The 6000-nt window shown below is 38.3% G+C and carries 5 protein-coding genes and 1 pseudogene; 4 read left to right on the top strand and 2 right to left on the bottom strand.

Annotated elements, in window-relative coordinates; translation table 11 throughout:
* Positions 1-525 precede the first annotated feature (525 nt).
* Positions 526-2001: an ABC transporter permease subunit gene (locus IQ228_RS02600; RefSeq protein WP_027403072.1), complete on the top strand. Its 1476-nt coding sequence runs from the start codon at positions 526-528 to the stop codon at positions 1999-2001.
* 309 nt (positions 2002-2310) lie between these two features.
* Here IQ228_RS02600 and IQ228_RS02595 read toward each other — a convergent pair whose 3' ends face one another.
* Positions 2311-2886 (bottom strand): thermonuclease family protein, encoded by a 576-nt coding sequence (locus IQ228_RS02595; protein WP_027403071.1) that lies wholly within the window; start codon positions 2884-2886, stop codon positions 2311-2313.
* 65 nt (positions 2887-2951) lie between these two features.
* Between IQ228_RS02595 and IQ228_RS02590 the strand changes: the two genes are divergently transcribed.
* Positions 2952-3176 (top strand): hypothetical protein, encoded by a 225-nt coding sequence (locus IQ228_RS02590; RefSeq protein ID WP_080683901.1) that lies wholly within the window; start codon positions 2952-2954, stop codon positions 3174-3176.
* A 121-nt stretch (positions 3177-3297) separates the two neighbouring features.
* On the opposite strand, the gene IQ228_RS02585 is transcribed toward IQ228_RS02590, so the two are convergent.
* The gene (locus tag IQ228_RS02585; protein ID WP_193962093.1) at positions 3298-4092 is read right to left on the bottom strand and encodes an RNA methyltransferase; all 795 of its coding nucleotides are present in this window, start codon (positions 4090-4092) and stop codon (positions 3298-3300) included.
* Between the two features lie 223 nt (positions 4093-4315).
* On the opposite strand from IQ228_RS02585, the pseudogene IQ228_RS27300 reads away from it, so the two are divergent.
* A pseudogene (locus tag IQ228_RS27300) lies at positions 4316-4699 on the top strand (6-pyruvoyl tetrahydropterin synthase family protein); the annotation flags it as partial.
* Positions 4700-4732: 33 nt separating this feature from the next.
* A complete protein-coding gene (locus IQ228_RS02580) occupies positions 4733-5584 on the top strand; it encodes a 6-carboxytetrahydropterin synthase (protein ID WP_370566804.1) in 852 nt (283 codons plus the stop codon).
* The last annotated feature ends 416 nt before the right edge of the window (positions 5585-6000 follow it).

Raw genomic sequence — 6000 nt, 5'->3', positions numbered from 1 at the left:
ATTCAGAGGAAAATATATTTTATATTATTCATAAAAACATTCATCCCGCTGGTTTTCCATTGTCATAACCTAGTAGTGGTTCATCCAGGATGGGTTCGGGGGGGGGAATGGATAGGTGTCGTAGAGTTTCGCAACAGCAGCACTTACTTGGGAGTCGGACATGATTAGGAGTAACTCAGCATCTCTGAGTTTACTGGATCGGGGGATTTTGGGCAAAGGAAATTTAAGAGAACTCCACAAAAAGAAATGCCCAATGTCATTCTGTTCGCGCAGCGTAGTGAAGAATCTCTTGATATGCTTCGTTTCGCTATGGCTAACGCCACGCTCCGCGAACGCTACACTCAGCATGACAAAACAGGATCATTTATTTTGTGGCTTAAGTAGGTTGGCGTTGAAAATTGTCGTTATAGCAAGGCAAGATACATATCTTAACTTTCTTCATCCTCCTTTAGTTCATATAATCTATAACTTCGTTGTAGTCTTGTGAATGAACTACTCTAAGTGCTGATTATGCAAAGAGGGGAGATGGTAAGATTTGGTTTAGGTCGTTTCTGTGTACTTATTGTCTTAATTTGTAGCTTATTAGCTGGTTGTAGTGAGAATTATCGCCCAAACAAAGTTCTCCAAGTGGCGACTGAACCGACATTTCCGCCTTTTGAGTTTCAAGGTCAAGGTGGAGAATTAGAAGGTTTTTCTATTGACTTGATGAGAGCAATTGCTACTGCTGCTAATTTCCAGATAGAATTTCAGAGTTTACCTTTTGATGGCATTATTCCCGCACTGCAAGCTAAAACTATAGATGGGGCGATTAGTTCGATGACGATAACCGCAGAAAGGGCGAAGACGGTAGCTTTTTCTCGTCCCTATTTTAAAGCAGGTTTGGCGATCGCTATTCGCACAGATAATCAAAATATCAAAGGTTTTAACAGCCTCCAAAATAAAAAAATTGCTGTCCAAATGGGGACAACCGGCGCACAAAAGGCTAAAAGTGTGATTGGGGCGGAAGTTCGCAGTTTTGACTCTGCACCATTAGCCCTCCAAGAATTACAAAATGGCAATGTTGATGCAGTTATTAATGATGCACCTGCGAGTTTGTACGCCATTAATACAGGTAATTTGCAAGGAATCAAAATCATCCAGCAATTACTAACTGAAGAATTTTATGGAATTGCAACTGCTAGAAATTCTCCTTATTTATCTTTAATTAATCAAGGTTTAAGCAAGATTTTAAAAAATGGCAACTATCAGCAAATTTACCAAAAATGGTTTAAATCTGCACCGCCAAAATTACCAGAAACATTAGCATTTATTAATCAAAAATCAGCTATATCTAATTCTCTGACTGTGATATGGCAATCTTTACCAACTTTATTAACGGGTGTATTGGTAACATTACAATTAGCATTTATATCAGGTTTATGTGGTTTAACTAGCGGTTCTCTGATTGGTATAATTCGCCTTTCTCATATTAAATCTTTGCGGTTTTTAGCTAGAGTTTATATAGATTTTTTCCGAGGAACGCCGTTATTAGTGCAGATATTTATGATTTATTTTGGTTTACCAGCAATTTCTCAAGAGTTAGGGTTTACGTTCCCTTTAAATCGTCTTTTAGCTGGGATAATTGCTTTAAGTTTAAATAGTGCAGCTTATATTGCGGAAATTGTGCGAGGCGGAATTCAATCCATTGAAATTGGACAATCAGAAGCAGCAAAATCACTAGGATTAAATTCTGTACAAACAATGGCTTATGTGATTTTTCCCCAAGCATTTCGGCGGATGATTCCCCCTTTAGGGAATGAGTTTATTAGTCTATTAAAAGATACTAGTCTAGTCGCGGTAATTGGGTTTGAGGAATTATTTAGAAAAGGACAATTAATTGTTGCGGGGAATTATCGCGCTTTTGAAATTTACGCGGCTGTGGCTGTAATTTATCTGTGTTTAACTCTGATTTCTTCCCAACTTTTTAGTAGATTAGAAATATGGATGAATCCAAGTAAGTAGCTTGGCGTTAAAAATTGTCGTTATAGCAAGGTAATAGGCAATAGGCAATAGTAAGTAATTGGACAAAAATATTTACAGTCATTGCGAGGGAAGGGAAGCAATCACAACCCTGGGAATTGCTTCATTTCACCTCGTTCCATATGGCTAACGCCACGCTGCGCTAACGCAATGACATTGTGTAATTAATTCTGTCTCACTACTTAAAGAAGTTTTCAGCGATTTTACGTTTCTTTACACAGTTTGGTTTTATTGTGTTAACCTACTTATGCACTTGAGGGTAGAGTCAATCCAAAATCGAGTTACATTCCACTAATCTCTAATTTGTCTCTTTATTTTCCGATAATCCCAAGGGTCAACAAATTTTTTATCGCTCCAAACCCCAATTTTTTGCTGTTGCGCTTGTGCTTCAACTTGCTGTATTATGTCCTTGCTTGGACATTTACTTAAATAAGAACGATATACTTTAGCCAATCCTTCTCTTAGCAAAACTTGCTGTAAAAAAGTGCCATCTTTTAAACGCACCTCTGCAATTTTTCTGCCATAGCTATCGCTATCTGTGATATTTAACTGTACACGATCATCTGTTCGCTTGATCAGTTCCTCTATCCGTATTTTTGCTTTCATCCCCCAAACAAACTGATTTACATCTTTAGTAATTTTACTCTTTTTTTCTTTCTGAGAATGGGGTATTTCTGGAGCATCAATACAAGCAAACCGCACTGTGAACTTTTGACCATCAGCATTTTTCAACACTAATGTGTCACCATCACTGACTCTCTCAACTAGAGTACCTTGAGGGGTAAACAAGTTATCGCACGCCATTAAACTTAAGGCAATGGTAGCTATACCCAGCCAAATTAACCCTTGTTTTACAAATTTATTCATCTTCATACGGAAGGTTGGATTAGTCACTGCAACTCATCATTAAATACATCAATCATGATTCTCTTATGAAGATTATGAAACCTATTAAAGACTCTCAAAGCAATTCTGTTGATCAAGATATTGAGGAATTGCTCAATCAGTTAGAAGATATTGTTCTAAATCATTCCATATCAGATACAAGTAATTCTACAAACCAAGAAAGCAGTGAGAATACTCATACTTTTGATCTAGCCGCTTGGGAAGATGCAATTGCTGATATTGAACAGTATTTAGAGCAAAAAAACAAATAGGAATCAGGAGTCAGGAGGAAGAAATAATATTAAATCTGGAAAAGCAACCGATAAATGAACGGTTTCAAAGCTGATTTCTTACACCTAATTCACCTTTTCAACCCGGAAACTCTTGATTTACTCAGGTTTTCGGCTTATCCAGAATTTTCTGCCTTTGAGCTTCATATAACATTAAAGCAGCAGTGATCCCTACATTCAAAGATTCTACTCCAGGACTGAGGGGAATTTTCACCTGGATATCCGCTAATGCGGCTAAATCCGCTGATAATCCTGCCCCTTCGTTACCCAATAATATTAAACTAGGTTTACGCCAATCTACTTGCCAATAGGTTGAATCGGCATGAGGTAAGGTAGCTATTACTTGCATTCCTGCTTGCTGACTTTGCCGAACTGTGGTTTTCAAATCTGCACTTACAGCCATGTTTAAGCGAAACCATTGTCCAGCAGAAGCTCGTAAAACCTTGGGATTATCTAAATCTACACTATCTTCACTTAACCACAAACCTGATGCACTTGCGGCTGCGGCTGTGCGAATCATAGTTCCCAAGTTACCAGGATCTTGGACAGTCTCTAAAGCCAGAACTAAGCCAGTGAAAGGAATTTGTCTTGGTTGTGCTTCTCTTTGAGCGATCGCTACTATACCATCAGGATTGACAGTTGTAGCCATTGCTGCTAAAACTTCTGGACTGACAATTTCCACCCGATAGCACTGACTACAAATCACTTCCCATAGTTGGTAATGTGTATCATGCCATTGCGAAGTACAACATACCGCATCTAAGGGATAGGAAACCGCACAAGCTTCCTCCAGCAAATGTGTTCCTTCTAATAAAAATAGTTGTTGCTTATTTCTCTCCTTTGTGGAGTGCAACTTGCGGATTTGTTTAACTAAGGAATTTTGTAAACTTGTGATCACAATCTTAGATTTTAAATTTCGGATTTGAGATTAATCCAAAATTGATATGCGGAACCCCGGACTTGAACCCGTTCGTTAATCTCAATCTCTGATTATAGCGTTACTTGTATTGACTCAATTGCCCAGTATTTTCGGAAAATTCAGCGATCGCTAGGTAACAAATTGGTTTATGCTGTGAATAGTCAAAGTTTAAGAAATATTAAGTTCTCTTCCCAGTATACTCATGCAATGTATTGTTAATCGCCGCGATCAGTTTTCAGCAGTTGGTCGGTATTGGTTCCCAGAACTGAATGAAATCGAGAATTTAGAAAAATTTGGTGCTTACTCGAAATTTCCCGGACACGGACATAACTATGTCTTGTTCATCTCTATGATTGGGGAATTAGATGAGTATGGTATGGTACTAAACCTGTCCGATGTGAAGCACGTCATCAAAGAGGAAGTTACCGGTCAACTAGATTTTTCCTATCTCAACGATGTGTGGACAGAATTTCAACAAACTCTCCCTACTACGGAAAATATTGCGCGAGTGATTTGGGAACGGTTAGCACCCCATTTACCTTTGGTGCGCGTCCAGTTATTTGAACATCCTCAACTTTGGGCAGATTATCAAGGAGAGGGAAAACAAGCTAATTTAACCATCAGGACTCATTTTAGCGCTGCTCACCGTCTAGCACCCAACCTCAGTGCTGATAAATATGGTAGATGTACTCAGACTCATGGACATAATTATCATCTAGAGGTGACTGTAGAAGGGGAAATAGACTCCCGTACGGGCATGATTGTGGATGTAGCTGCTTTAAATCGAGTGGTGGAAGATTATGTGGTGAAAATATTTGATCACTCTTGTGTAAATGAGGATATTCCTTATTTTGCCGATATTGTACCCACTACAGAGAATATTTCCCGTTACATTCATAGTCTTCTAGAATCGCCCATTGATGGATTGGGAGTGAAGCTATCCAACGTTAAACTGTTGGAAAGTCATCAGCTTTGGGCAGATTATTCGGGTCAGGGTATGGAGGGGTATTTGAGTATTAGCACTCATTTTAGCTCTGCTCATAGATTGGCACACCCTGATTTGAGTTTGGCAAAAAACACAGAAATTTATGGTAAATGCGCCCGTGTAAATGGACATGGACATAATTATCAGTTGGAAGTAACTATCAAAGGGGATATTGACTCCTCTACGGGGATGGTGATTGATTTGGGGGCATTAAATCAGATAATTACAGATTACGTGATTGAGCCATTTGATCATACTTTCTTAAATAAGGATGTTGCTTTCTTTAATCAAGTTGTGCCAACTGCGGAAAATATTGCTCTTTATATTAGTAATACTTTGCGATCGCCTATTCAAGAATTAGGTGCAACTCTTTACAAAGTTAAACTGGTGGAAAGTCCCAATAATGCTTGCGAAATCTATACGGCTGATTCTGAATCCATATCTGTTAATACAGCAGTAAGTCAACCAGTATTGGCGATAGTTTAAACCTATCCAGATCCTCAACTTCCTTGAGAAGTCGGGGATCTATTTTGATTCATGATGATAACAAGCTTGTAAAAAATAAACTTTTTTCGGCGTTGCTAAATGAAGGTATGAATTTGTCTCACGCAGAGACGCAGAGGCGCAAAGAGTAAGAGTTTGAGAAAGGGAATTTTTGATTTTCATACCGCCATTATCCTTTGCTGAACATTCTTTTTTTTTAAGAAGTTATAGAACTATATTGTACAGTATCAATAGTAACCGTTCACGGGGGGTACAAAAAACGCTCTATATGAGATTCCACGAAAACAGCATGAAAAACGTTATAGATTTGATTTTTTTAGGTCATTTGAAATTCGCAAAATCTCTATATCGGTTTGCAAATCGTTTTCCAGCCAATTTAAGAACCATTCGTTAATATG

Source organism: Dolichospermum sp. LEGE 00246 (assembly GCF_015207865.1).
Lineage (GTDB): Bacteria > Cyanobacteriota > Cyanobacteriia > Cyanobacteriales > Nostocaceae > Dolichospermum > Dolichospermum heterosporum.
The sequence above is the reverse complement of the archived record's forward strand: the minus strand, read 5'-3'. Positions and strand labels throughout refer to the sequence as shown.

Bases quoted from the DNA above. Each gene is read 5' to 3' on its own strand.
- IQ228_RS02600 (WP_027403072.1), top strand. From the start codon at position 526: ATGGTAAGATTTGGTTTAGGTCGTTTCTGTGTACTTATTGTCTTAATT.
- IQ228_RS02595 (WP_027403071.1), bottom strand. From the start codon at position 2,886: ATGAATAAATTTGTAAAACAAGGGTTAATTTGGCTGGGTATAGCTACC.
- IQ228_RS02590 (WP_080683901.1), top strand. From the start codon at position 2,952: ATGAAGATTATGAAACCTATTAAAGACTCTCAAAGCAATTCTGTTGAT.